This is a genomic window from Nocardioides sp. NPDC023903, from assembly GCF_040639295.1.
Taxonomy (GTDB): Bacteria; Actinomycetota; Actinomycetes; order Propionibacteriales; family Nocardioidaceae; genus Nocardioides.
The window spans coordinates 48,661-70,714 of sequence record NZ_JBEZZS010000028.1; the positions used below are offsets into that span (position 1 = coordinate 48,661).

Annotated in this window: 20 protein-coding genes and 1 riboswitch; of the genes, 8 read left to right on the forward strand and 12 right to left on the reverse strand. The window is 68.4% G+C overall.

Annotated features, from left to right (window positions below; genetic code table 11):
* Positions 1-3: 3 nt before the first annotated feature.
* The gene (locus tag AB0F44_RS23215) at positions 4-894 is read left to right on the forward strand and encodes a hypothetical protein (protein ID WP_357359031.1); all 891 of its coding nucleotides are present in this window, start codon (positions 4-6) and stop codon (positions 892-894) included.
* 211 nt (positions 895-1,105) lie between these two features.
* Complete coding sequence (locus AB0F44_RS23220; protein WP_357359032.1) at positions 1,106-1,552, forward strand: hypothetical protein; 447 nt, start codon at positions 1,106-1,108, stop codon at positions 1,550-1,552.
* A gap of 218 nt (positions 1,553-1,770) precedes the next feature.
* On the opposite strand, the gene AB0F44_RS23225 is transcribed toward AB0F44_RS23220, so the two are convergent.
* On the reverse strand, positions 1,771-6,897 hold the full coding sequence (locus AB0F44_RS23225; protein ID WP_357359033.1) for a hypothetical protein: 5,127 nt from the start codon (positions 6,895-6,897) through the stop codon (positions 1,771-1,773).
* 275 nt (positions 6,898-7,172) lie between these two features.
* Here AB0F44_RS23225 and AB0F44_RS23230 point away from each other — a divergent pair, with 275 nt between their 5' ends.
* Positions 7,173-7,832, forward strand: coding sequence for an HAD family hydrolase (locus AB0F44_RS23230; RefSeq protein ID WP_357359034.1), 660 nt, complete (start codon positions 7,173-7,175; stop codon positions 7,830-7,832).
* Here the strand turns inward: AB0F44_RS23230 and AB0F44_RS23235 are convergent.
* Positions 7,826-8,440: a TetR/AcrR family transcriptional regulator gene (locus tag AB0F44_RS23235; protein ID WP_357359035.1), complete on the reverse strand. Its 615-nt coding sequence runs from the start codon at positions 8,438-8,440 to the stop codon at positions 7,826-7,828. The genes AB0F44_RS23230 and AB0F44_RS23235 overlap by 7 nt on opposite strands.
* A 58-nt stretch (positions 8,441-8,498) precedes the next feature.
* Here AB0F44_RS23235 and AB0F44_RS23240 point away from each other — a divergent pair, with 58 nt between their 5' ends.
* Positions 8,499-8,984 (forward strand): FBP domain-containing protein, encoded by a 486-nt coding sequence (locus AB0F44_RS23240; RefSeq protein ID WP_357359036.1) that lies wholly within the window; start codon positions 8,499-8,501, stop codon positions 8,982-8,984.
* Here the strand turns inward: AB0F44_RS23240 and AB0F44_RS23245 are convergent.
* From AB0F44_RS23245 to gcvT, 7 genes are all read right to left on the reverse strand, one after another.
* Positions 8,952-9,641, reverse strand: a complete 690-nt coding sequence (locus AB0F44_RS23245; protein ID WP_357359037.1) for a hypothetical protein — start codon at positions 9,639-9,641, stop codon at positions 8,952-8,954. The two genes, AB0F44_RS23240 and AB0F44_RS23245, sit on opposite strands and share 33 nt — an antisense overlap.
* Positions 9,638-11,245 (reverse strand): NAD(P)/FAD-dependent oxidoreductase, encoded by a 1,608-nt coding sequence (locus AB0F44_RS23250; protein ID WP_357359038.1) that lies wholly within the window; start codon positions 11,243-11,245, stop codon positions 9,638-9,640. Before AB0F44_RS23250 ends, AB0F44_RS23245 begins: the two co-directional genes overlap by 4 nt.
* A complete protein-coding gene (locus AB0F44_RS23255) occupies positions 11,242-11,676 on the reverse strand; it encodes an SRPBCC family protein (RefSeq protein WP_357359039.1) in 435 nt (144 codons plus the stop codon). Before AB0F44_RS23255 ends, AB0F44_RS23250 begins: the two co-directional genes overlap by 4 nt.
* Positions 11,669-12,643 carry an SDR family NAD(P)-dependent oxidoreductase gene (locus AB0F44_RS23260; RefSeq protein ID WP_357359040.1) on the reverse strand — a complete coding sequence of 325 codons (975 nt, stop codon included), beginning with the start codon at positions 12,641-12,643 and terminating at the stop codon, positions 11,669-11,671. The genes AB0F44_RS23255 and AB0F44_RS23260 overlap by 8 nt, the downstream gene beginning before the upstream one ends.
* Before the next feature lie 62 nt (positions 12,644-12,705).
* A complete protein-coding gene (locus AB0F44_RS23265) occupies positions 12,706-14,112 on the reverse strand; it encodes an L-serine ammonia-lyase (RefSeq protein ID WP_357359057.1) in 1,407 nt (468 codons plus the stop codon).
* Between the two features lie 48 nt (positions 14,113-14,160).
* The gene (gene gcvH, locus AB0F44_RS23270; protein ID WP_357359041.1) at positions 14,161-14,532 is read right to left on the reverse strand and encodes a glycine cleavage system protein GcvH; all 372 of its coding nucleotides are present in this window, start codon (positions 14,530-14,532) and stop codon (positions 14,161-14,163) included.
* An 8-nt stretch (positions 14,533-14,540) separates the two neighbouring features.
* On the reverse strand, positions 14,541-15,644 hold the full coding sequence (gene gcvT, locus AB0F44_RS23275; RefSeq protein ID WP_357359042.1) for a glycine cleavage system aminomethyltransferase GcvT: 1,104 nt from the start codon (positions 15,642-15,644) through the stop codon (positions 14,541-14,543).
* Positions 15,645-15,803: 159 nt separating this feature from the next.
* Positions 15,804-15,899, reverse strand: a riboswitch (glycine riboswitch).
* A gap of 107 nt (positions 15,900-16,006) precedes the next feature.
* Between gcvT and AB0F44_RS23280 the strand changes: the two genes are divergently transcribed.
* Positions 16,007-17,041: a GTP-binding protein gene (locus AB0F44_RS23280; RefSeq protein WP_357359043.1), complete on the forward strand. Its 1,035-nt coding sequence runs from the start codon at positions 16,007-16,009 to the stop codon at positions 17,039-17,041.
* Between the two features lie 9 nt (positions 17,042-17,050).
* On the opposite strand, the gene AB0F44_RS23285 is transcribed toward AB0F44_RS23280, so the two are convergent.
* Complete coding sequence (locus AB0F44_RS23285; protein WP_357359044.1) at positions 17,051-17,731, reverse strand: Crp/Fnr family transcriptional regulator; 681 nt, start codon at positions 17,729-17,731, stop codon at positions 17,051-17,053.
* A 162-nt stretch (positions 17,732-17,893) separates the two neighbouring features.
* Here AB0F44_RS23285 and AB0F44_RS23290 point away from each other — a divergent pair, with 162 nt between their 5' ends.
* Entirely contained in the window at positions 17,894-18,886 is a 993-nt protein-coding gene (locus tag AB0F44_RS23290; RefSeq protein WP_357359045.1) for an MsnO8 family LLM class oxidoreductase, read from the forward strand.
* Positions 18,887-18,900: 14 nt separating this feature from the next.
* Here the strand turns inward: AB0F44_RS23290 and AB0F44_RS23295 are convergent, their stop codons facing one another.
* Positions 18,901-19,518: a DUF4232 domain-containing protein gene (locus AB0F44_RS23295; protein ID WP_357359046.1), complete on the reverse strand. Its 618-nt coding sequence runs from the start codon at positions 19,516-19,518 to the stop codon at positions 18,901-18,903.
* Positions 19,519-19,625: 107 nt separating this feature from the next.
* Positions 19,626-20,360 (reverse strand): IclR family transcriptional regulator, encoded by a 735-nt coding sequence (locus AB0F44_RS23300; RefSeq protein WP_357359047.1) that lies wholly within the window; start codon positions 20,358-20,360, stop codon positions 19,626-19,628.
* A gap of 173 nt (positions 20,361-20,533) precedes the next feature.
* Here AB0F44_RS23300 and AB0F44_RS23305 point away from each other — a divergent pair, with 173 nt between their 5' ends.
* Entirely contained in the window at positions 20,534-21,298 is a 765-nt protein-coding gene (locus tag AB0F44_RS23305; protein ID WP_357359048.1) for a CoA transferase subunit A, read from the forward strand.
* 1 nt (position 21,299) lies between these two features.
* Positions 21,300-21,929: a 3-oxoacid CoA-transferase subunit B gene (locus tag AB0F44_RS23310; RefSeq protein WP_357359049.1), complete on the forward strand. Its 630-nt coding sequence runs from the start codon at positions 21,300-21,302 to the stop codon at positions 21,927-21,929.
* Positions 21,930-22,054: the final 125 nt, after the last annotated feature.

The window sequence follows — 22,054 nt, forward strand, 5'->3', positions numbered from 1 at the left end:
GACATGCCGACGTACGACCTGCACCTCGTTACGTACATCAACTCTGGCGCGGGCCAGATACTGCTCTTGGTGAACTCCGGAGATGGGGGCGTCAGAAGGGCGATGATGGACGCTCTCGGCGCGGACACATCCGTCCTTCGCGCCGCAGACCCTCAGCGCCTCCAGGATGCCTTCGACGGTCTTCCCAGGGTGAGCGTGTCAAACGTCGGTGTTCGAAACACCTACGCCGGGGGGCGCGGCCGCCCGAGCTACAAGATGTTCGCGGGAAGCAACGTCGACAACGGGATGCGCGAGGGCGACACAGCCCAGGGCGCGATCGGTCACGCGATGGCACAAGTGAGCATGGGCGAAGGCAGGGCCAGCTTTACAACGGGCTTCGCGGTGGAGAAGTCGAAGATCTGGGAGTCCCGTTACGTGCCCCTGCGCGCGTACGAGAGTGCCTTTACGGCGTTTGCGGCTCGCTACTGGAATGCGACCAAGCCTCAGAACCCGCTCCTACCCGCCGTTTCGCGAGGCTCTCGGCTGACGAATTTCCCTGCTTCCGATGCAGTGCTGATCGAACTCAGTCACGACCTGATCGGCGCACCATGGAGGCTCGCAAACGGACTCGAGATCGATCGGCTAGACATTCGACCAGGCAATCTCGCATTGACAGCCAATAGCGTCGCCATGGAAGCGCTCGACCCCCGCAACGGACATGTCGTCTGGACCGGTCAACAAGACGTGCTCGGGACGATCACTGACTCCGGTACTCCTGTGTCGGTAACGCGCGGCCAGTCCAGTATTCGCTCGTTGGCCGACCTCCTGACTACTTACCCCCCCCGCTATCTACTTTCTGGACGGCCAGACGGTGCAAGGCACGGTTGTCTACTCGCCGCGCGAGGTGCAACGTGATCTTTTGCGGTGGGAACCACAGTATTTGGACTGGTCGAGGACGGACATAACGCGCGAAACTGACCGGAGTGCAACTAAGGCAGGCAAGGGTCAATCCGTCCACAAGACCCTTCGTGAACACCTCGCCGCGCAACCGCTTCGCGGGCGGCGCCGTTGGATCCTTGAGAACGACGGGGCTGGAGAGCTCGCCGACCTCCTCGTACTAGAACTCATGGACGGCCGTGAGATTAGTTTGGAGTTGTGGCACGCGAAGCCGTCCGGCACGACCAAGGCGGCCGCGAGGGTGGGCGACATGCAGGTGGTCACAGCGCAAGCGATCAAGAGTCGTCGCTGGCTGACTGACCGCGATATCTGGGCTGAGATGCGGGACCGACTGATCGGCAAGCGAAGCCCCAAGCTCATCGTCCGCGACGGCAGTGAACGGCTTCTTCGCATAGCCCTGGGGCTTGCACCAGGTCGCGAGCATCTTGGCCTGATGCATCAGCCCTCATTGCTCCGTGGCCAAGTCGTCATCGCTCAGCCCGGCGTGTCATGGTCTGACTTGACACAGGACCTCGCCGCCTCAGGGCAGTCGGCGACACAGATTAGAGATCTCCTAGCCGTCTTCGATGACGCGCTCGGCTCCCTCGGCGAGAGTCACATCGTCTGCTCACCATGAGCACATGGTCACACCAACAATCCTCTTTGTGTCTGGCCGTTCCAGGGGATCGCACCCAGCGGCCACAACGAGCACGTCCCAATGTCGCGGCCATCGAAGGCCGCACACACGGCATCAGCAGGGCCCAGATCTCTCGGGCAGTGGTGCACACCATCCGCTGACCAGTGCTCGCGCGACCGGGGATCCTCGTCGGGGGACGATGACGACGACATGGTGCGCTAGTCGACAAGATCTGAGACCCGCGTGTCGCCCGCGACGACGAGCAGGTCGACGACTCGCTGCCACTGAGCGATGTGATCGGGACTGACGAGATCGGGGCGCCGTTCACGGAGCCACTCGGGCAGGGTGTAGGTCGAAGCACAGTTCACGCTGGCTCCGGTCACGACAGATTCAATCCAACGAAGACCCTTCTCGACCTGGTCGACAACATCGAGTTCGCGGATCGCGATCACGAGATGGTCGATACCCATGCGCGAGTGGGGCGCCGCTGTGAGCCAGCGTTCGACCTGCGGTTCCCAAGTCAGCAGACTCCGCCAGCGGTTGGGCTCGCCTGCGAGTTCTATCGTCAGATATCCCCACTCCGCGGCACTGTTGGGTATCAGCGCGGCTTCAGCGTAGTCGCCCCAAGTCCGTTCGGAAAGGAGGTTGGCGTTTGCCTCAGCCTCGTCAAGGACCATATCCATTATCGCGGGCCACAGCCGCTGGGCTTGCTGGCCAGCGTCAGGCCGTTCCTCCGCCGCCACAGCCACGGCCTGGAGCGCTTCCCCTAACGCTCGCGTATGACCGAAATAGCCCCGGAGGTAATCAAGTACGGGCTCGTCGCGGCCCTGAATGGCCTGCCACAGCGCCGCGCGTGCTGCGACGAGGGCGTCGCTCTGACTGTGGTGATAGCCGCGCTTGTGCTCCAGCATTGCCCGCTGATGTGCCGCGAGGAGTGACCGTAGGGCGTGCTGTGCGTCTTCCGAGCAGCACGCCGAACTGATCGCTGCGGCACCCGTAGCACGCAAGGCGGCCGTGAGTTGCCTGGTAAGGATGTCGGAACCGGCGACCGCGTCGAGTGACGCGGCGCCTGGCGGATCAAGCGCAATGACTGTGCGTCGTTGCGCTTCCTGGCTCCAGGGACCTAGGCGGGAGCGAAGAAACGTCTCAGTGACCAGGTCGAACGCAGCGCGATGGTGGCACCGGCCGAACAAGTGTGCGGTGTCGCACGGCACCGCCCAGACAGCGTCGAGACCGCGGGCGTAGACAAGCCGCGCCTCGTTTGCACCGTCGACGGCGACGGCGCGGCTGAGTGCAATCAACTCCGCGACGCCGGCGGTGTCGAGCACTGACAGCGCAGCTCGGACCTCGCTCGCCGTCGGTATAAGGAGAAGGGGAAGGGCCTGTGCCGCCGATCGGTCGGCCCCCTGAGCGAACAGCGTGTCGTCGAAGCCCTTGGACTCGCGGTTAGCGATAGCGGCGGCCACATGCAACAGGACCTCGGCGCTCCATAGCAGGTGGTCGTCGGACACGTGCACGCTCGATGTGAGATGCAGCTCAAGGGCCGAGGCCGCGACGGCAACAGGACCGTCCAAAGACAGGGCCCGCGGCTCGGGAAGGTCCTCCCATAGTGACATGGCGAGCTCAAGGTCCGCCGCGAGCGCGTGCTCGTCCATGTCCGGGGCACGGGCACCCTTGTCGCGAACGTGCGCGTGGCGAACTGTGAGGCCGATGGCGTCGTTGGTGCGTCGCAGGGCCGCATTCGTGGTTCCAAGGACCTCTTCGACCTCAGGGTCGGAGGCCTGCTGGATCATCACGCCTTCATCGTGAGCGGTGATCTCGTAGGCGTCTCGGTCTAGGGCGGCGGCCCAGCTTCGGACCGCAGCCAGGTGCTGGAGTGCCGCGTCCGAGGTGTCGTCGCCCACCTGCGCGCGGGCGTTGATCTGCAGCTGCTCGCCGAGTGCCTTCAGTTGCACGACGCGGTCGGCGTCCGCGGACAGGGTGAGGGCCATGCTCACTTCGCGCAGGGTCCATTGCCGGCGTTCCAGGTTCGGCAGATTCGGGATGTGCGCGGCGAGACCGCTTGGTCGGTCGGCTACGGCGCGCGAGAACTCGAGCTGCCAAACCGCGGGCTCGACGAGGAATGGATCCAGGGCGTCGCCGACGGTCTCTAGGTGCCGGACCAGCACAGCGAGTGCGAGCGCGGGCATCGCCAGGCTGTGAGCGTCCTTGAGCATGACTGAGGTGAGTGTCTGCGGCAGTGCACCCGCTCGGATGTGCTCCTCTGTGACGTACTCGAGGGCTTGCAGGGCGCTCATGCACGGATAGGGGCCAACTCCGGTTCCGCGGTACCAGAGCCAGACGTGGCCGTCGCCGACGTACTCTCGCGGCACTCCGCCGAGTGACAGGGTCTGCCCCTTGTCTTCCTGCTCGTCTTGGACGAAGAGTCCGCGACGGAGGCCGGAAAGGATGCGGATGCGGTGCAATGCCGCGTGGTCAAGCATTTGGTTGAGCAGCGACACGCCCCCCAGGTAGTCGGCCCTGAAGAGCGCTAGGAACGGTCCCTTCGCGAAGTGCGCCAGGGGTAAGCCCAGTCCACCAAAGTTGTGGTCGCGAATCCCCTCCTCGTTGAGTCCGCTATCCGACTCGAAGCCGTCGTCGTCTTCGTCCGGCTGCTCGATGTAGTACGCGGCGGCGAGGGCCACAAGCAGTTCTGTGCTGTAACTGGCGAGGCTGTTGCCGGCTAGCAGTGGCTCCACTGCGTGGTCTAGCGAGTGCGGCTCGTCTTCCGCTATGCGCCGGAGGATGGCTTCGCCGGGGTCTCCTATGTCGGGGCCGAGTAGAGCGAGGTGCTCCACCTGCGAGTCGTCGATCCAGAGGTACGGGCGGTGCCTCGTCGGCGCTGCGCGTCGACGAGGCTTGGACCCTCCGAAGGTATCGAAGATATTGAAGCTCTTGAGGCGTGCCTCATCCTCGGCGACCTGCTCGGGGGTTCGTGCAGCAAGCTCGGCGAGGCGGGCCGCTTGCTCCTCGTCGAGGGCGCGTTCTCTCTCACGGCACTGGTCGGCGATGGCGTCGCGGAGTTTGGTCCGGAGCGGATGTCCGGCAGGCGTCCCGTTCAGCACTAGTGCCCGCAGCCAATCGCGGATTAGCTCCGACGCCTCTCGATGGATGTTGGGCGGTATGCCGGCGTCGAGCAGCTGTGCGATGACGGGCTCGGTGACGATGGGATCAAGCGTGCCTCCATTTTGATGGCGCGCGTTCAGGATGCGGATCATGCGGATGGCGCCGTTTGCTCCGCCCCTCACGAGCATGGGCCATGCGTCGCGCAGCAGATCTAGGAGGTTTGGCGCCACGAGCAACGCTTCCGTCGGGACGTCCGCCCAACGCTCACCCGCTCCGGCTGTCACGACGGCGTCAAAGCCCTCTTGGAGCGCGGCAAAGCGACCCGCCCGGGGGTGCAGACGTGCCTCTGGTGCGGACAGCACCATCTCGCAGGCAAGCCGAGCCGACGGCAAAGTCCAGCGTGGGGCACCCGCGTCCGCTAGCGACGTTGCCGGGTCTCTATCCGCCAGCAGCAGCCGGGCGACGGAGTAGGCACGGAGGAGGTCGTGGCGGAAGGCGGGGATACGCTCCCAGGGCAAGCGACTGGCTGGCTGCAATAGGCCGGCCCTGCGTAGCCCATCAAGCGCGTCGTGGTCCAGCCGTGCGAGTAGGTCGTCGATATCGCCTCCTCGGAGGGCGTGGCCGGCCAGACTCAGCATCACGTTCTCTCGGGCGTCAGGAGCTCCCTGGTCTCGGCGCTCGGAGTCGCGCACGAGGTGCTGCCAGACATGATCGAGCGCTTGCGACTCGCTCAGTGGCAGACCGGGGTCGCCGGCCCGGCCGAGAAGGTCAATGACGATTGGGCGGCGCAGCAGTTCGCGTGCGCGGGCGTTGTCGATGAGTCGCCGCAGGGCAGAGAAGTGCGTGGCGACAGCCTCGAGATCGTCGTCGGTGAGCCCCGCCACCGTGTACTCGCGCGGGTCCTCGGCGCCAGATCTGAGCAGTTGCTTTACTACGGTGGCGCACTCTGTGGTCGTGATGGCAGCTACGCGGACTCCCGCTTGCCGGGCAGCACGTACGCAGTACGAGAGGACGTCGGCGTGCTCCTCTGTCGCCGCCTCTGCGGAGTCGATGACGAGTAGCCGCTCAGGCGCCGTCAGCTCGCCGAGCAGGACTTCCAGAGAGTTAGTGAGCAGTGCGAGCAGTTCGAGTTGCGTAGTCGGCAGGTACCGCAAGTTGAGCGCGACCGCCTGGCAGTCGGCGCCGAGCTGGTTGGGCGCGATGGCATCCATCACGAGCGCGCTCTTTCCGACCCCGGAGTCGCCGACGACGATGAGTTCGCCGTCGCCTGCTAAGGCTGTCGCGATGGCGTTCCGGATCTCAGAGCGCGGAAGAGTCAGTTCGCCGGAGGGGCCCGAGGCGAGGGAGCGGGCGACTGTCGTTCGGGCTTGTTCGTCTAAGACCAGCAGCCGCGCCCATCCTTGCGGCGCGCTGTGTGAAGCAGGCGCGAGTGCGCCATGAAGGCGCCTCCGCAGCGCCGGGGCGTTGAGGACGCCAGCGTTGCGCGCTAGCTCGCCCGCCAACTGTTCGAGCCGGTCTCGAAGAGCGATCGCATTCTCTTGCGTGTTTCCCAACGCTACGCTCTTGAGGTCCTCGACAAGTCGAGTCCAGTCTTCTTCGTGGCCGGTTTCCAGATCGACCTGCATGACCCAAAGCCGCTGCAGAAGGCGCCAAGTACGGTGCTCCGGCGTCCCCGCGTCCTCCTCTGCGATGCTCCCGAGCGCGTTGGCGACCATGTCAATAAGGTGGTCGAGCCGACTTCGGGTCTTGAACTTTCGGGGGGTGCGCACGAGCGCGACGAACTCTTCGGCGCTCGACTGACCGCGCGCGACGACGGCAAGCTCCGCGATCTCTTGCGCGTGCGTTTGTCGACCTGAGACGGCGAGCCCAATGCGATGGTCGACTAGAGGATCAGCGCTCCTCTCGGCCGCTAGATCGGCTCGGACCAAACCCTCGACCAGCTTGGCAGTCTTGGTGTCGCTCCGGACGAAGTCTGGCTTGCGACGGACGGCGATCTCGAGGCGGACCGATGAAACGCCGTCCGGAGCCCCCGCTGTGACGACGAGGTCGTCCGCGTTTGCAGCGGGTGCCTGTTGGAAGGCGACGCGTTCAGGCGACCGTTCATCCAACTCGAGGACGGGTCTGGTGGTGAGTAGCCGGCCAAGGAACACAGCGCCCAGCCGGTGCTCGAGCCGGGTTCCGCCTCCTCCCGTGGCGTACGGGCTTGCGGCAATCGACTCCTGCCTGGCCTCGTCCGGCACTTATCCTCCCGCCCGTCGTGAAGAGTGTGCAGAAGCCTCCCATTTCCAGGGCTCGCACGTCTCCGATACATCCATACGGCCCTGACTTACTTCGGCACGGAAGCGGGTGCTGGTGTCCACCACCGTCAAGTCCCGCCACAGCATCGGACCGCACGCCTCCCGCGTCGCCGACATAGACGCACGCCTCGCCCGAGCACTGCCATCGGCCTGAGCCATCACCTCACCCGCGTCATTCCGCCGCAAGTGACGTGGACCGTGTGGAAGGATCCCGACCCATGATTCGGGCGGTGGTGTTCGACGTCGGCGAGTGTCTGGTCGATGAGACCCGCGAGTACGGGACTTGGGCGGACTGGCTGGGGGTGCCGAGGCATACGTTCTCGGCGGTGTTCGGGGCGGTGATCGCTCGCGGGATGGACTATCGCGAGGCGTTTCAGGTGTTTCGGCCGGGGTTCGATCTGACCGAGGAGCGGCGGAAGCGCGAAGTCGCCGGGCAGGCGGAGCGGTTCGGGGAGGACGACGTCTATCCCGACGTACGTCCTGCTTTGAAGGCGCTGCGCGAGGCCGGATTGTGGTTGGGGTTGGCTGGGAACCAGACCGTTAGCGCAGGGCGGATCCTGCGGAAGCTGGACTTTCCGGTGGACTTGGTCGCTACCTCGGACGACTGGGGTGTGAGCAAGCCGGACCTGGGGTTCTTCGAGCACGTCATCGAGGCGGCTCCGTACGCCGCGAAGGAGATCCTCTACGTCGGGGACCGACTCGACAACGACATCAGGCCGGCTGCTGAGGCCGGGATGGTGACGGCGTTGATCCGTCGAGGGCCTTGGGGCGTGATCCAGGAGCATGAGCCGGAGGCCGATGAGATCGCGACGATCCGGATCTCGTCGCTCGCCGAGCTGCCTGAGTGGGTTGCGGCTCTCAACGACCGTGATCAGTGACGCTGCGCCGTCGCGATCCGGTTGAGGGTGCGGTCCAGGTCGTCGAGGGCCTCGGGCCAGGTGGTTTCGCTCGGCGGGTCGCTGTGGGCGAAGGTGCCGGCGAGCTCGAGGGTGATGTAGCCGTGGATGAGGCTGGACATTAGCCGGACGGCGTACGTCTCGTTGGTCTCGGCGATGCCGTAGCTGCGGACGACGGTGAGGGCTAGGTCCGCGTTGCGGCGGCCGGCGGTGATGGCGGCGGCGACCGAGTCCGGGATCTCCGCGGCCGGTTCGGAGGCGGGTGGGACGTGCTGGCGGGTGGTGGCGTCGTAGCGGCCGGGTGAGCGGCGGGCGAAGTCGCGGATGGCGTCGGCGTACGCGACTAGGAGGTCGCGGCCCTCCCCCGCGGCCATCGCGGTGCTGGTGGCGTCGGCGAGCTCGTCGAGGACGTACGCGGTGACGGCGGTGCGGAGGTCGGTGGCTCCGGAGATGTGGGAGTAGAGGGTCGGCGACCTGACTCCGAGGTGGCGCGCGAGGACCGAGATCGTGACGGCGTCGAAGCCCAGCTGGTCGGCCAGGTCGGCGGCGGCCGCGATCACGGCGCTCCGGTTCAGCCCTGGACGGCCCATCAACAACCTCCCCAATAACGAATTGCCTAACAGTTGTAGGAAACCTAGCATGGTTGGCATGAAGCCGCTGACCGAGACCGACGTACGCGCATCGTTCGTCAACCTCACCAAGGGGGCGACCAAGCGCCTCAACCTCCCCGCTGACCTGGCCGAACGGCCGTGGGAGGACCTCGACTACCTCGGTTGGCAGGACCCGAAGGCGCCGCAGAACCACTACCTCGTCACCGAGCACGACGGCCGGCTCTGCGGCATTGCCCTCCGCGCCTCGCGCGAGTCGCGAGGGCCGCGGAAGACGATGTGCGCGCTGTGCGCCTCGGTCAGTGACGTCGCGCTGCTGGTCGCCTCCCGCGCCGGTCGCTCCGGGCAGGACGGCAACTCCGTCGGTACCTATATCTGCGCCGACCTCGACTGCTCTCTCAAGGCGCGCAACAAGCGCAAGCTCGACACCCCGGTCATCCACGAGACCCTCAGCGCCGAGCAGAAGGTCGACCGGCTGCTCGGCAACCTCGAATCATTCGTGGCGCGGGTGCTCCGGCCGGCGTAGCGGCCTGACGCCGGGGGTTCGCGACTGCCGCGCCGTCTCATAGGCCGGCGCACGTAGGCGGCGGTGCCATTCGTAGATCTCGAGCCCGGGTGGTGTCGAGCGGGTCGGGTCGAAGGAGAGCAGCGGGTCGCGGTCCGACTCGATGGTCAGCTCGAGCGTCGCAAACGGCGTCCAGTCCGTCCCGGGCCGCGCCCACACCAGCTGCCACGTGGCCCCGCCGACGAGCTGTGCTCCGAGCCAGACCGGCCCAGTGGGCGTGCGGTACGGGAGCAGCGTGCTGAAGAACCCGTCGGACAGACGGGTCCTGGGAGCCAGCAAGAACCGGGTCCATCGACCGTGACCGGTGGTCGCGAGCAGGAGGTCGCCGTGTTCGCCGCGGACGGTGGGGACGCGCAGGGCGAGCCCGTTGACATCGGGCACCGGCTCAGGCAGGCCCACGGCGCGGGAGAGTCGTACCACCACCTCATCCGAGCCTCCTTCGTCGAGGAACGCTGCGCCCGTGGTCGCTCCCGGGTGCCGGCGCAGCATGGCCAGGTGCACCTTGCCGTGCGGATGCAGGGGCTTGTCGGCGGGTCGCAAGTGGGCGAGCACGCTGACAGCGGTCTGCAGCACACGGCCGCCCGCTCGCGCCATCGAGTCTGTGACGGCTGGATTCACGCGGTTGGCCTTCCTAGACGGCGATCGCCCCAACGAAGGCGGTCGTGCAGGATGGCGGCACGGGCTGCGTTGCTGCCAGCTGCGCCGTGTACGCCTCCGCCGGGGTGGGCGGAGGCGGACCCGAGGAACAGTCCGGGGATGCCGGTCTCGGCCCGCCCCATGCCCGGCACCGGTCGAAAGACCAGCTGTTGGTGGAGCTGAGAAGTGCCGCCGCCGATCGACCCGCCGATCAGGTTGGCGTCGAGAGCTTCGAACTCATGGGGCCCGAGTACGCGTCGTGCGGCGATGGTGCTGCCGAAGCCGGGCGCCAGGCGCTCGATGCGCGCCTGCATGCGGTCGGCGAAACGTTCGCACTCCTCCTCGTCCCATCGCCCGCGCAGCCCGTCGGGTCCCGCATCGCGCAGCACCGTCTGCGGCACGTGGGTGTAGGCCCACACCGACTCCGTCCCCGGCGGCGAGCGGCTCGGGTCGGTGGTGGTCATCTGACCTGCCAGGAGGAACGGAGCATCGGGGATGACGCCGGCAGACACCTGAGACAAGGACTGGGTCATCTGCTCGACCGAGTCGGCGACGTGGAAGGTGCCGGGCGCGTACGCGGGCTCGGTGAGCCATGGAATGGGCTTGTCCAGCGCCCAGTCGACCTTCACCGTGCCTGGGTCCAGCTGGAAGTTCTTCATGCCGGCTGCGACGCGTCGCGGTACGTCTGCGGGGTCGAGCAGCCGGCCGTACAGATGGGTCGCCGCGACGTCGGCGATCACGGCCCGGCCCACCTTGAACCGGTCGCCCTCACGGGTGCGAACCTCGGTGACGCGACCGTCCTCGACACCGAGGCGGGTGACCTCGGCACCGCACCATACGTCACCACCACGCCCACGGAAGCGGCGCTCCAGCGCGGCGGCGAGCATGCCAGCACCCCCCTCTGGGACGGGGAAGCCAACGGTCTGGCCCAGCATGGCGAGCAGAAGCCCCATCATGCCGGAGCCCGGCGAGTCCAACGGGATGTCGGCATGTCCAGCGTTGCCGGCCAGGAGCAGACGCGCAGCTTCGCCCCTGAAGTGGTTGCGGGCGAGGTCTCCGGCTGGTGTGAGCAGGGTACGTACGGCCGCCAGGCCCCCTGCACGACGTAGGGCGTTGAGCAGGTGGACCCCAGGCCGCAGGGGCGGGAACGGGGTCAGCAGGGCATGTACGAGGGGTTCACCGATGTGGTCCCAGAGACCGCACAGCTCCAACCACGCCTGGCCGTCGCCAGCGTGCTGGGCGTCGAGCAACTCCGCGGTGACGTGTCGGTCGCGGTGCAGCAGCGCCCAGCTTCCGTCTTGCATGGGATGACCCAGCACTGCGGGAGCATGCCTCCACCGCAGCCCGTACTCGTCCAGGCCGAGCCCGCGGATGGTCGGGGAAGCGGCCGCGAGCGGATAGAACGCGCTGAAGGTGTCGTGGATGAAGCCCGGGTGGACGTCCTCGGAGCTGCGTACCGCTCCGCCTGTGGTGGGTTGGGTCTCGAGCACCAACACCGACCAGCCCTTGTCGACGAGCAGGTTGGCCGCGACCAGGCCGTTGGGTCCGGAACCAACGACGACCGCGTCGTAGGAGGCGTCGCTCATGGGCGGCGTTCGACGATGTAGGCCAAGCGCCGGAGAGCCTCCACGTTCCGCCAGCGGAGAAGCGGATCCTGCACCAGCCGTGGGACCAGAGCGCCCGGGCCGTCGACGGCCTGTTCGCGAATCCCGATCTCGGTGCCCTCTCCTGCTTCCTCCACAGTGATCTCGACATGCGCGGCGCCTACGGGCCAGCCGCGCGCACGAAGCAACAGCCTGCTCCCGGGTTCGCACTCGAGCACCTCGGTGCTGTCGTCGAGCAGCATCGGCCAGACGCCGACGGAGTGATGCAGCTGAGTGCCGACGTTCGGCCAGTCCTTGTCGGCATCGCGCAATCGAGACGCGCCAACGACCCAGAGCGGGTACAGCCAACCGTCTGAGAGGACCTCCCACACGTGCTCGGGTGATGCGTGGACAAACCTGTGGTTTCTACTCATGGAGATGTCCTCGTCGACTCGGGGTCACTGGACGTGGCGGTACCCCCTGCCCCCGGCGCGTTATGCGGACAGCCAGGTTGCGCACGATCCCCAGGGCGGCGTTCTCGCGGTCGCCGCGCATGGCGTTCTCGCCTTTCGTGGCGGTCAGGACGTTGCCCGGATGTGGGTTCACGGGACGGGTGAGGTCGGTGATCAGGAATCCGAGGATCGGCGCGACCACCCGGTCGTGGAGGAGGGGCACCGCGTGTCCCAGCCGTATCACCTCGGCGGCCATGCTCAGCTGTGGCCGGCCGCGGCCGCGGTCGACCCGGCGCAGGATCTGCCGGGCTGCTCGTTGGGGGCTGGAGACCGGAGGCGGGGGCCGGCCCTCATGACCGATGACGCTCGCGGCATGCTGATAGATGGGGGTGTCCACGCCGGCCGGTGCGACGTACACGATCGCGACGTCAGGTCGGTCGCGGTTCTCCAGGCGCAGCTGATGGGCCAACGCGCGAACACCCCATTTGCTGATGACGTAGGGACTCATCGAAGGCGCCGTGATGTGGCCGAGCGCTGAACCAACCAGCACCAGCGTTCCGCTGCCCTGCCTGCGCAACACAGGCACCACATGACGTGCCACATTGACCGAGCCGAGGAGGTTCGTACGCAGCACACCGTCGAAGATCTCCGGTGGCAGGGACTCCGTGCGACCCATCGCAACCACCCCAGCGCAGTTGATGACTGTGTCGAGCCGCCCGTGTCGGTCGAGCACCGCCCCGATACAGTCCCGCACCGCATCGTCGTCTCCCACATCGAGCGGCAGCACCATGGTCGATGCGGCACCCAGCCGCGCACACTCACGCGCAGCGGCGTCCAGCGACTCACGGCCCCGGGCGACCAGGACGACGTGGTCTCCGCGGGTGGCGGCGAGGCGCGCTACAGCCAGACCGATCCCGCTGGATGCTCCGGTGACGAGGGTGATGGACATGGTCGGAAGCGGTACCCGTGAACGACGACTTCATGCGACGGCGCCGACGCAGCCCTCCCGGCTCAGCACTCGATGACGTTGACCGCGAGACCGCCGCGGGAGGTCTCCTTGTACTTGACCTTCATGTCGGCCCCGGTCTCGCGCATGGTCTTCAGCGCCTTGTCCAGGCTGACCTTGTGGGAGCCGTCGCCGTTGAGGGCGAGGCGGGCGGCGTTGATGGCCTTCACGCTGGCGATGGCGTTGCGTTCGATGCACGGGATCTGCACCAGCCCGCCGACCGGGTCGCAGGTGAGGCCGAGGTTGTGCTCGATGCCGACCTCGGCGGCGTTCTCGACCTGCTCCGGCGTGCCGCCCAGCACCTCGCAGAGCGCACCGGCTGCCATCGCGCAGGCCGAGCCGACCTCGCCCTGGCAGCCGACCTCGGCCCCGGAGATCGAGGCGTTCGTCTTGCACAGGATCCCGATGGCGGCCGCGGTGAGCAGGAAACGGACGATGCCGTCCTCGATCGCGGCCTCGTCGAGCCCCGCGGCCGGCGCGACGAAACGTACCCAGTAGTGCAGGACGGCGGGCACGATGCCGGCCGCGCCGTTGGTGGGAGCGGTGACGACCCGGCCGCCCGAGGCGTTCTCCTCGTTGACCGCCAGGGCGAACAGGTTGACCCAGTCCATGACCCGGAAGGGGTCCTGGGCACCGGCTCCGGACGCCAGGTCGCGGTAGAGCAGCGGCGCCCGGCGCGGGACCCGCAGACCCCCAGGAAGTACGCCGTCACTGACCGGATCACGGTCGCAGCCGGCCTGCACGCAGTCGGCCATCACCCGCCAGATCTCCAGGAGACCGGCTCGGATCTCGTCGTGCGTACGCCAGGTCAGCTCGTTGGCGCGCATGAGATCCGAGACCCGGAACCCCTCGCGCTCGCAGGTGCTGAGCAGCTCGGCGCCGGTGGTGAAGGGGAACCGGACGCTCGAGTGGTCGGGCACGATCCGGGCGGCGCCGGACGCGTGCTCGTCGATGACGAAGCCCCCGCCGACGGAGTAGTAGGTCCGCTCTCGGCTCACCTGCCCTGAGGCGTCGTAGGCGGTGAACACCATGCCGTTGGGGTGGCCCGGCAGGCTCTTGCGCCGATGCATCACCAGGTCGGTCTGGCTATCGAAGCGGATCGGCTGGTGACCGCCCAGCGTCAGCTCCCCACGCTCGCGGATGGCCGCCAACCGCCCGGACGAGGCCCGGGTGTCGACGGTCGCCGGCTCCTCCCCCTCGAGGCCGAGCAGCACCGCTCCCTCCGAGCCGTGGCCGTGCCCGGTCGCGCCGAGCGACCCGAAGAGCTCGGCCTTCACCCGGGTGACCGCGTCCAGCTGCCCGTCCTCGACGAGGCCGTCGATGAAGGTCTTCGCGGCTCGCATCGGCCCTACGGTGTGGGAGGAGGACGGGCCGATCCCGATCGAATACAGGTCGAAGGTGCTCAGAGTCATCGCTACGACCGGAGCCAGGGCGCCGCTGAGATCAGCGGTCACGACGGTTCACTCCTCGATCAGAGCGTCGTAGGCCGCGGCGTCGAGCAGGTCGGGAGCGCCAGAGACACGCATCTCGAAGAGCCACCCGGCGCCGAACGGGTCACTGTTGATCAGCGCGGGATCCTCGACGACGGCCGAGTTGATCTCGAGGATCTCGCCGTCGGCGGGCGCGAAGAGGTCGCTGACGGACTTCGTCGACTCCAGCTCGCCGCAGCTCTCTCCCCCGGTGATCTTGCTGCCCGCCTCGGGCAGCTCGACGAAGACGATGTCGCCCAGCGCCTCGGTGGCGAAGGCGGTGACGCCGACGCGCGCGACGTCCCCGCGGGTCTCGATCCACTCGTGCTCGGCGGTGTACGACAGGTTGGTCGGGTTGCTCATGGCTGTGCTCATTTCTTGGAGTAGAAGGGAAGGTCGACGATCTCGGCGTCCTCGCGGCTGCCGCGCACGTCGACGTGGACCTTGGTGCCGGCGGCGGCGAGGTCAGGCCTGACGTACGCCATCGCGATGGGACGACCGAGGGTCGGCGACGGCGAGCCGCTGGTGACGACGCCGATCTCGTCGCCGGTGGCCGGGTCCACGATCGCGTAGCCGGCTCGCGGGGATCGGCGCCCGGCGGCCACCAGGCCGACGAGCACGCTGCGCGGGCCCTCGTCGCGGCGTGCGGCCAGGGCGGCGTCGCCGACGAAGCCGTCGGGCTTGTCGAAGGAGACGACCCGGCCGAGGCCGGCCTCGAAGGGCGTCGTCTCCCGGCTCAGCTCGTGACCGTAGAGCGGCATGCCGGCCTCGAGGCGGAGGGTGTCGCGGCAGGCGAGCCCGGCGGGCTGCAGCCCGTGCGGCGTACCGGCCTCGGTGATCGCCTCCCAGACCGAAGCGGCCGACGAGGGCGCGCAGTAGATCTCGAAGCCGTCCTCGCCGGTGTAGCCGGTGCGGGCGAGCAGCACGTCGATCCCGGCGACCGTGCCAGCGTCGATGGCGTAGTACTTCAGGGACGGGACGTCCAGGTCTGTCAGGGCTGCCACGATCGCCGCCGAGGCAGAACCCTGGACCGCGATCAGCGCCCACTCCGCGGAGGCGTCGCGGACCACGGCGTCGTACGCCTCGGCCCGCTCGACCAGAGCCGGAGCGACCACGTGGACGTTGCTCGCGTTGGCGACGATGAGGTAGCGCTCCTGCTCGAGCCGGTAGACGACCAGGTCGTCGATGATGCCGCCGTCCTCGGCGCAGATCATCGAGTAGCGGGCGCGGCCGATGCCGATCTTCGACGGCCGACCGACCAGGGCGCGGTCGAGGGCGCGTCCCGCCTCGGGGCCGGTCACCTCGATCTCGCCCATGTGGGACAGGTCGAAGAGGCCCGCGGTGGTGCGTACGGCATTGTGCTCGGCGGTCTCCGAGCCGTAGCGGACCGGCATGTTCCAGCCGGCGAAGTCGGTGAACGAGGCACCGAGCGCCTGGTGGATCTCATGCAGAGGGGTAGGGACGGGTGAGGTCATATGCGGGAGGCTCCCTGCTGATGGGTGCCGACAGTCGCGGCACCCGTGGACGGGTGACCTCCCCGCTCTGTCATCGCTACCTGAGAGCTTCACCGCCCGGCTGGGGCGATTTGCACCGTGGGTGCAGGATCCAGCGGATCCTGTCTTTCCAGAGGTCGCCTCACCACAGCGGTCATTGGGCCTGAGAGATTCTGGGGAGGTTTGCTCCTTCGGCGCCTCACCCGGGATGGGCAAGGACTCTCCCGCTGCGGTTCAAGTGGCGGATGTGAAGTTGTGCGGCACAACCTAGGTCTGGCCACCTCGGTCGTCAAGACGCGACCCCATTAACGGGAACTGTTCTCATCGAGCCCTACGATGGCCCGATGCCACCGACCAGCGCCAGCAACCGGGTTCCCGTGGTCATCCTCACCGGCCATCTCGGGTCGGGGAAGACCACGCTGCTCAACCATCTGCTGCGCCAGCCCGGCGCGCGGGTGGGCGTGGTCGTCAACGACTTCGGTGACATCAACGTCGACGCCGGTCTCGTCACCGGCCAGGTCGACGAGCCCGCCTCGATCGCCGGCGGCTGCCTGTGCTGCCTGCCCGACGCCGGCGGCCTCGACGACGCGCTCGAGAAGCTGACCCACCCGCGGCTCGCGCTCGACGTCGTCATCGTCGAGGCCAGCGGGATCGCCGAGCCCGGGACGCTGGCCCGGCTGGTCCGCTTCAGCGGTGTCGAGCGGGTACGCCGCGGTGGGCTCATCGAGGTCGTCGACGCCTCCGCGTACTTCGACACCCTCGATGACGGGCGGGGCCCGGCGCCGGTCCGGTTCGCGGCCGCCTCGCTGGTCGTGGTCAACAAGACGGACCTGGTGCCGGCCGACGAGCGATCCGACGTCCTGGCTCGGATCGAGCAGCGCGTGCGGGAGCACAACCCCGAGGTCCATGTGGCGTACGCCGTGGGTGGCCGTATCGACCCGCGGCTGGTCTACGACGCGGCGGTGCCCCAGGACCCGCCCGACGAGCTGCCGATCGCCGCGCTCCTGCGCGAGGCGGCCGCTTCGCACGAGGCCCATCAGCACGCCCGGGCGGTCACCGTGACGACCCCGGGCACCATCGAGCCGGCTCGACTGGTCGACCTGCTCGAGGAGCCGCCGGCGACGGCGTACCGGGTCAAGGGGACCGTCGCCGTCGCGACCGGCCAGGGGCCGCGCAACTACCACGTGAACCTGGTCGGGCGCAGTGCCCACGTCGCCGCGGCGCGGACGCCGACCACGGCGAGCGAGCTCGTGGCCATCGGCCTGGAGCTCGAGACCGACCCGGTACGGCAGCGCCTCGCGGAGGCCCTCGCCCCGGCCGAACGGCCGAGCACCGAGGGCCTACGCCGGCTGCGCCAGCTGGTGCGGGTCAGCCTCTGACCAGCGGTATCAACCCGCCCGGCGCACGATCCGTTCCATGTCGGTGATGATCACCGAGCGCGACTCCAGCCGGACCCAGCCCTTGGCCGCGAAGTCGGCGAGCGCCTTGTTGACCGTCTCCCGAGCCGCGCCCACGAGCTGCGCGAGCTCCTCCTGGGTCAGGTCGTGGCGGACGTGGACGCCCTCCTCGGTCTGCTCACCGAACCTCTCGGCGAGGTCCAGCAGCGCCTTCGCCACCCGGCGGGGTGCGTCGGCGAAGACCAGGTCGCCGATCACGTCGTTGGCCCGACGTAGGCGGCCCGACAGCAGGGCGAGCAGCCCACGGGTCACGCTCGGGCGCCCGTCGAGCAGGCGCAGCAGGTCGTCGTGCGAGAGCGAGGCGAGCTCGACCTGGTCGGTGACGGCCGTGACGGTGGACGAGCGTCGACCGGGGTCGAAGAGCGACAGCTCACCGAACACCTGACCCGGCCCGAGGATCGCCAGCAGGCTGTCCTGCCCGTTGGCCGCGGCACGGCTCAGCTTCACCTTGCCGTCCACGACCGCGTAGAGCCGGTCGGCGGCGTCGCCCTCGTGGAACAACACCTCACCGCGCCTGAGGCGTGTCTGACCCATCATCGCGAGCATCGCCGTCATCGACTCGTCGTCCAGCTCGCTGAAAAGCGGTGCGTGCCGAAGCACGTCTTGATCCATTACCCAGCCGCTCCTGTCATCCTTTTACCGAAGACATCAGCCTAGCCAGATCCGGGGCTTCGACAGCGGATGTGTGTCCCGCATCGCACCGTTGTCGAGTGCGTTCTTCGCCACACCGGACTCGGCGGGAAGCCTCGGGGCCTCTGCGTCGTTGAACCTGCCGTGAAGCTCTCCATGCTGGACCGGTCCCGCACGCGGGTGGGGTACGCCGAGGGCGCTGCGCTGACCCACACGATCGAACGCGCGGCGGCGGCCGAGCGGCTCGGCTACCACCGGTTCTGGGTCGCCGAGCACCACGCGGTGCCGGGGATCGCATCAGGGTCGCCGCCGGTGCTGATCGGTGCGCTCGGCGCGCACACCTCCACGATCCGGCTCGGGTCGGGCGGGGTGATGCTGCCGCATCACCAGCCGCTGGTCGTCGCCGAGCAGTTCCTCATGCTCGACGCCCTCTATCCCGGCCGGATCGACCTCGGTCTGGGGCGTACGTTGGGCTTCACCGCGCCCGTACGCCGCGCCCTCCGGCAGGATCTCGACGACCCGGACACGTTCGCCGAGGACATCGAGGAGCTCAGCGGCTACCTCGACCGCACCGCAGCGGTCACCGCCCGGCCGGCCGCCGCCCACCAGATCCCGATGTTCGTGCTCGCGACCGGGAAGGGCGTCGCGCTCGCCTCCCGCCTCGGGCTGCCGGTCGTCGTGGGCGGTCCGGTGCTCGACAGCCCGCGGTTGAACGAGCTGCTGGGGGCGTACCGGACCGGATTTCGACCGTCGTCGCGTGCTTCCGCGCCCTCGGTGATGATCTCCGTCGACGTCCTGGTCGCCGACACCGACGCCGAGGCCGCCGAGCTCGCCCTGCCGGAGGCCTGGGCGATGGCCAGGTCGCGGCAGACCGGCGAGTTCGGTCCGCTCGAGCCGGTCGCGGCGATCCGCGGCCAGGCCTGGTCGAACCAGCTGCGCGAACGGGTCGAGGCGCATCTGGCGCGTACGACCGCCGGATCTGCCGAGACCGTCCGGCGTCGTCTCGACCAACTGGCCGAGGCCACCGGAGCCGACGAGCTGCTCGCCTTCACCTCCACCTACGACCGCGACGCCCAGCTCGCCTCCGACGCCGCTCTCGCCGGGATCATGACCGGACGGTCCCAGGTGCGGGCCTAGCCTTCGGCGGTCCCTCAGAACGGCACGGCGTCGCCGGCTTTCGCGACCCAGTTGGTGGCGACCGGACCGGCGACGTCTGCGTCGGTCGGGAGCTTGATCGAGACGGGGTTGGGGTCGTCGTTGGTCGCCGAGACGATGATCTGCGGGTAGAGCACACCGCCCTCGACATTGCCGGACTTCGGGCTCACCCCGGCGTACGCCTTCTTTTCCCCCGAGACCTCGACCGACGGCCCCACAGCCTGCTCGGCCGGGCCGGCGTGGGCGTCCTCCGCCGAGCCGAAGGCGACAGCTGCGGTCTCGCCCTTCAACGTGCACGAGACACCAGGCTTCGCGGTCGCGGTGATCAGGTAGTAGCCGCCCGCCTGGGACTGCTCGGTGACCTTGAAACTCAGGTCGTCCGTACGGCACGGGCTGGTCGCGTTCTGGCCCTCGTCCACAGGTTTCGCCGTGTCGGTCGCAGCGGCCGACAGCGACGGGGTCGCCGGAGCGACCGAGGCGGACACCGAGGGCGAGGCCGACGCCGCGGCGGACTCGGCCTCCTCAGAGGACGGTGTCGCCGCGGTCGAGCCGCACGCGGTCGCCGAGGTGACGACGAGCGCAGCGCCGGCGAGGGACAGCAGGGAAGACTTCATCTCTAGGGATCCTTTCGTTCCGGCAACCCCCGATGAGCGGCCGGGCGCACGGTGGACGCCTGGCGGTCCCGGAAGGTTGCACACGATTCGGATCGTTGTTCGACCGTTCACTCCTTGGCCGTCAGCGCATGCGCGGCGTCGAGGAGGAGCCGGCCGAGCTCGGCCTGGCGCGGTGGTGCGAGGCGGGCCTCGATGCCGGTGATGCTCAAGGCTCCGTACGGCTGCCCGTGGGCGTCGAAGACGGCGGCGCCGAGGCCCCAGCTGCCGACCACGATGAGGCCAGGGTTGACCGCGAAGCCGAGCTCGCGGGTCGCGGCGACGCGTTCGCGCAGGGCGTCGGCGGAGTGCTGCTCGCCGTAGGCGCCGACGAGGTCGGTGCGGGCCAGGTAGGCCTCGCGCCGCGACTCCTGCAGGAAGGCGAGGATCGCCAGGCCGGCCGAGGCGACGCCGAGCGGGAACCGGATCCCCTCGTGGAGCACGTGGGAGCGGATCGGGAAGCTGCCGTCCTCGCGCAGGACACAGACCGTCTCGTCGCCGCGCCTGATGGAGAAGAAGGCGCTCTCGCCCGTCTCACGGGCGATGCGCAGCACGGCCGCCCGGGCGGCCGGGGTGATGTCGTGGCGGGTGGTCGCGGCTGCGCCGAGGAGGAAGCACTCCGGGCCCAGGTGCCAGGTGCCGGTGTCGTTGTCACGCTCGACCAGCCCCTCCTCCTGGAGGGCGCTGAGTAGCCGGTGGGCGGTCGGGCGCGGGATGGCCGCGGTCGTCGCCAGATGGGTGGTCGTCGCACCCTCCGGCTCGCGCGCGGCGAGCAGCCGCAGCAGGTGCGCGCTGCGGCGGATCACGCTGGGTTGAATGCTGGGCTGTTGCGCTCCAGGACCGGGCTCCATGGGACGTACGATAGGCGACGTCCATTCAGTGAACGCATCTGCGCCAGCGGGGTCGGTCAACGAGAGATCGAGCGTGAACTCGCGCTCATCTATTGACCGGGCGGCCGAGCCATCTTTGACTGATCATCATGGACAAGGTCATCTCCTCAGCTGCCGAGGCGGTCGCGGACATCCCGAACGGAGCGACCCTCACGGTCGGCGGTTTCGGGCTGTGCGGCATCCCTTCGGTGCTCATCAATGCTCTGCTCGAGGCCGGCGTCACCGACCTCGAGGTGGTCTCCAACAACGCCGGCGTCGACGACTGGGGCCTGGGTCTGCTGCTCGGCGCCGGGCGCCTGCGGCGGGTCGTCGCCTCGTACGTCGGCGAGAACAAAGAGTTCGCGCGGCAGTATCTCTCCGGCGACCTCGAGGTCGAGCTGACCCCGCAGGGCACGCTGGCCGAGCGGATGCGCGCCGGCGGCTCCGGCATCGCCGCCTTCTACACCCGCACCGGCGTCGGCACGCAGGTGGCGCAGGGCGGGCTGCCGTGGAAGTACGACGACGCCGGCAACGTCATCAAGACCTCGCCCGAGAAGCCGGTGATGACCTTCGAGACGCCCTACGGCGAGAAGGAGTTCGTCCTGGAGGAGGCCATCGTCGCCGACTTCGGCATCGTCCGCGCGTGGAAGGGCGACCGCCACGGCAACCTCGTCTTCAAGGACTCCGCCCGCAACTTCAACCCGCTGGCCGCCATGGCCGGGCAGATCACGATCGCGGAGGTCGAGGAGCTCGTCGAGCCCGGCGACCTCGCACCGAACGACATCCACCTCCCGGGGGTCTACGTCCACCGCGTGGTTCCCCTGACCCCCGAACAGGCCGCCGACAAGCGCATCGAGAAGAGGACGGTCCGCTGACATGGCATGGACACGTGAAGAGATGGCCGCCCGCGCCGCCGCGGAGCTGTCCGACGGCGACTACGTCAACCTCGGCATCGGGCTGCCGACGCTGGTGCCCAACTACGTCCCCGACGACGTCGAGCTGGTGCTGCAGAGCGAGAACGGCATCCTCGGCACCGGCGCCTACCCCACCGAGGACGCCGTCGACCCGGACCTGATCAACGCCGGCAAGGAGACGGTCACCGTACGCAAGGGCGCGAGCTTCTTCGACTCCGCGATGAGCTTCGGCATGATCCGCTCAGGCAAGATCGACGCCGCGATCCTCGGCGCCATGCAGGTCTCCTCGTCGGGCGATCTGGCGAACTGGATGATCCCCGGCAAGATGGTCAAGGGCATGGGCGGCGCGATGGACCTCGTCCACGGCGCCAAGAAGGTCGTCGTGCTGATGGAGCACGTCGCCCGCGACGGCTCCTACAAGATCGTCAACGAGTGCTCGCTGCCCTACACCGGCCTCGGCGTCGTGCAGCGCATCATCACCGACCTCTGCGTCCTCGACATCACCCCCGAGGGCCTGCGCCTCGTCGAGCTCGCCCCGGGCGTCACGCTCGGTGAGGTCGAGGAGAAGACCGAGCCGCCGGTTCTCCGCTGATCGCCGAGACGTCAGTTTCTGAGCGCGAGAGGTCGAATCTTGACGCCGAGGCGTCGCGCACGTCGGTCGAGATGGCGCTGGTGTGACATCTCGGGCGTCGCGCGTGACGCTTCGGCTGTCGTGCC